The 3,573-nt window shown below is 69.6% G+C and carries 4 protein-coding genes; 1 reads left to right on the top strand and 3 read right to left on the bottom strand.

Features of this window, described 5'->3' with window-relative positions:
* Positions 1-287: 287 nt before the first annotated feature.
* Positions 288-1,295, bottom strand: coding sequence for a stage II sporulation protein M (locus AQI95_RS12790; protein ID WP_067121488.1), 1,008 nt, complete (start codon positions 1,293-1,295; stop codon positions 288-290).
* A gap of 143 nt (positions 1,296-1,438) precedes the next feature.
* Here AQI95_RS12790 and AQI95_RS12785 point away from each other — a divergent pair, with 143 nt between their 5' ends.
* The gene (locus tag AQI95_RS12785) at positions 1,439-2,377 is read left to right on the top strand and encodes an RDD family protein (RefSeq protein WP_067121486.1); all 939 of its coding nucleotides are present in this window, start codon (positions 1,439-1,441) and stop codon (positions 2,375-2,377) included.
* Between the two features lie 141 nt (positions 2,378-2,518).
* Here the strand turns inward: AQI95_RS12785 and AQI95_RS12780 are convergent, their stop codons facing one another.
* Both AQI95_RS12780 and AQI95_RS12775 read right to left on the bottom strand, forming a co-directional pair.
* A complete protein-coding gene (locus AQI95_RS12780; protein WP_067121484.1) occupies positions 2,519-3,133 on the bottom strand; it encodes a hypothetical protein in 615 nt (204 codons plus the stop codon).
* Between the two features lie 163 nt (positions 3,134-3,296).
* Positions 3,297-3,573 (bottom strand): adenosylhomocysteinase (locus AQI95_RS12775; protein WP_208614152.1); only part of this gene is annotated, 277 nt, incomplete at its 5' end.

Genomic DNA, 3,573 nt, shown 5'->3' with positions numbered 1-3,573 from the left:
GGTGCTTTCCAGGCTCCCGCGTCTTTCTCGCGGTTTCCTTTCCGGCGGTTCCGACTTTATCAGAAGTTCTTGGCCGGTCAGACCAGCCACTCGATTCTGAATAATCGGGAGGTTGCTTCTCCGGGAAGCCGTACTCGACTTCTCTGGAAGCTAGGTAGATTCTATCGGCTGCCTCCGAACTTGTCCAGTTCTAGGCAACTGTTTGAATCTACCTCCCCACGCCTTCCGTGTCAACGGCTCTTGTGGGGCGAAGAGGAGACTAGCAGCTCAGAGGGGTGGAACGCACATCAAGCGGCGGTGGGGACCGAGGCGCTGCGGTCCACTGCTTCGAGATCGCCGGTCTCACCTGCGCGTACCGCTCGGCCGCCCAGGACAAAGACGTACGTCAGGAATGCCAGCTCGGCCAGGACGCCGATTCCGATGCGAGCCCAGGTGGGCAGTCCGGACGGAGTGACGAAGCCTTCGATGGCGCCGGAGACGAAGAGGACCAGGGCCAGGCCTATCGCCATACCGACCGCTGCGCGGCCCTCCTCCGCCAGTGCGGTGCGCCGGGTGCGGGGGCCGGGGTCTATGAGCGTCCAGCCCAGACGCAGTCCCGTACCAGCGGCGACGAAGACAGCCGTCAGTTCGAGCAGGCCGTGCGGAAGGACCAGTCCGAGGAACGTGTCGAGTCGGCCGGCGGAGGACATCAGGCCGAAGCCGACGCCCAGATTGAGCATGTTCTCGAAGAGGATCCAGAGGACAGGCAGTCCCAGGAAGATGCCGAGGACCAGGCACATCGCGGCTGCCTGGGCATTGTTCGTCCACACCTGGGCGGCGAAGGCCGCCGCGGGGTGGCTGGAGTAGTACGTCTCGTACTCGCCGCCGGGACGGGTCAGGTCGTGCAGCTGGCTGGGCGCCGCTATGGAGGACTGCACCTCCGGGTGGGTGCCTATCCACCAGCCGAGGAGGATCGCGATGGCGGTGGAGACCAGTGCCGTGGGGACCCACCAATGGCGGGCGCGGTAGACCGCGGCCGGGAAACCCTGGCCCAGGAAGCGTGTGACGTCGCGCCATGAGGCGCGACGGGTGCCGCTGACGGCACTGCGCGCGCGTGCCACCAGCTGACTGAGCCGTCCTGTCAGCTGCGGGTCCGGGGCACTGGACTGGATGAGGGAGAGGTGGGTGGCGGTGCGCTGGTAGAGCGCGGCGAGTTCGTCGGCCTCGGCACCGTTGAGGCGGCGTCGGCGGCGGAGCAGGGCGTCCAGGCGGTCCCATTCGGCTCGGTGTACGGAGACGAAGACGTCCAGGTCCATCGGGTCTGCCTGCTCCTCGGCTGGTCGTCGACTGCTCGTCGTGGATGCTGGTGGCCGCTGCCAGCTTGTCGTACTGCGGCGCGATGCGCCCACAGCTTGGCAGACTTGCGCTTCCGGGGGCAGATCAGGGAAGGACGGCCGGCGTGAGTGAGTTGGTGACGGGCGAGGCGGTGGCGCTCGAACTGCGGCCGGCGAAGTTGCCGAGCAGGGCGCTGGCCGTGTTGCTCGACCTCGTGGTGACGGTGATCGGGTACGTCGTCGTCACCACCGCAGTTGTCTTGTCGACCGCTTCTCTGGACGAGGCCGCGCAGGTGGCGCTGTCGATCGCCACGTTTCTCCTGGTGCTGGTCGGCGGACCGATCGCGGTGGAGACGCTCAGTCACGGGCGTTCGCTGGGGAAGCTGGCGTTCGGTCTTCGGGTGGTGCGTGACGACGGCGGCCCGATCCGGTTCCGGCACGCGCTGGTGCGGGGCGCGATCGGGATGGTCGAGATCCTGCTGTCGTTCGGCGTGATCGCCTGTATCGCCTCGTTGATATCGGTGCGAGGTCGGCGGCTCGGGGACGTGTTCGCCGGCACTCTGGTGGTGCGCGAGCGCATACCGGCCGATCGGACCGGCTTCGTTCCGCCGCCGCCTCCGTGGCTCGCGGGGCGGTTCGCCGAGCTGGACCTGTCGGCGGTTCCGGACGGCCTGTGGCTTGCGGTCCGGCAGTACCTGACGCGGACGGGGCAGCTCGATCCGCAGGTATCGCTGGCGATGGCTCAGCGACTCGCGGCCGATCTCGCCGCGCTGACGGGCGCTTCGGTGCCGCCGGACCTCCCGGCGGCCGCCTTCCTCGCGGCGGTCTTGCACGAGCGGCAGTCGCGCGAGGCCCGGCGTGCGTTCGGCGCCGGTGGTTTCGCACCGCGGACGGCAGCGGGCTTCGCCCCGCCGTTGGCCACACCGGCCGCTCCTGGTGTGCCCGGCGCCTATCAGCCGCCCGTTCCGCCCACGGCACCGCCGGGTGACCACCCGTCCGCCGTACCCCCGCACGACCGCCCGCCGGCCGACCGCCCTGCCACCGGTTTCGCACCGCCGGCGTAGAACGTCATCCGCTCAGCTCGTGTCCCTGCGGCCCCTGCGGCCCCTGCGGTCCGGTCGGTCTCGGCCGTTCGGTCCCGGCACTCCAATTGATCCCGCCGGTCCCGTCAGTCCCGCCAGTCCCGCCAGTCCCGTCAGTCCCGCTCAGTCGAGCGTCGACGGCGGTGACTGGAGGTCCTCCAGCTCGATTCCAGGGGCGGCCAGGACGACGTCGCCGGCGATGTGGACGGTGTGCCGTTCGCCGGTGTCCAGGGCTGTGACCTGGTATTCGTCCACGACCAGGGGGCCGTTGTCAGTGGCGTGTGCTTCGCTTTTCACCAAGGCCCAGGACTGGTCCACGGTGCGGGGGGCGAGGACCGGGTCGGTGAAGGCGACCAGGCGTACGCGGGTCGCGTCGGACGAGGGGGTGAGGCGCAGGAGACGGGCGGTGGCGACGAGGAACGCGGGGGACGTGCCGGTGAAGGCGTGGGCGCGCACATTGCCTTCGGTGGCATGGGTTCCGGTGGGGTCGGTGCGGACCCAGGTGACGCCTTCGAGGGCGGCGCCGCGCACCTGCCAGTCGCCCGCGTGGAGTTCGAGGCGGATGGGGCGGCCGAGGTCGTCCAGGGCGAGGTCGACCGAGCCTCGGTGATCGCCGGCGGGGCCGGTCAGCCGGGAGACATAGCGCCAGCCGGAAGGGCCGGGGGCGCACTGGAAGTGTTCTTCACCAAGGGGGGTGTGATCGTGCGGATCGTGGAGCGAATAGCGGCCGCGGGGCATGGGGGTCCTGGGTCTTGACGGGCTGCCGGTCCGGGCGGGACCGGGCAAAGGGGCAGGCCCCCGGCACGGGGGTGCGGGGGCCTGCCTCAGGAGACCTGCTGCCGGGGAGCGCGGTGGTGCACCGGCGTGCTCCCCGGCGGGCGGGACTGCGGGAACTCCGGTGTCAGTAGCGGTAGTGGTCCGACTTGTACGGGCCGTCCACCTCGACACCGATGTACGACGCCTGCTCCGGACGCAGCGTCGTCAGCTTGACGCCGAGGGAGTCCAGGTGGAGACGGGCGACCTTCTCGTCCAGGTGCTTGGGCAGCACATAGACACCCGTCGGGTACTCCTCGGGCTTCGTGAACAGCTCGATCTGGGCCAGCGTCTGGTCCGCGAAGGAGTTGGACATCACGAAGGAGGGGTGGCCGGTGGCGTTGCCCAGGTTCAGCAGACGCCCC

Source organism: Streptomyces yokosukanensis (assembly GCF_001514035.1).
Lineage (GTDB): Bacteria > Actinomycetota > Actinomycetes > Streptomycetales > Streptomycetaceae > Streptomyces > Streptomyces yokosukanensis.
This window is presented reverse-complemented; position numbering and strand designations above follow the sequence as displayed.

Excerpts from the sequence above, each read along its gene's own strand:
- AQI95_RS12790 (WP_067121488.1), bottom strand. The coding sequence starts at position 1,295 with ATGGACCTGGACGTCTTCGTCTCCGTACACCGAGCCGAATGGGACCGC.
- AQI95_RS12780 (WP_067121484.1), bottom strand. The coding sequence starts at position 3,133 with ATGCCCCGCGGCCGCTATTCGCTCCACGATCCGCACGATCACACCCCC.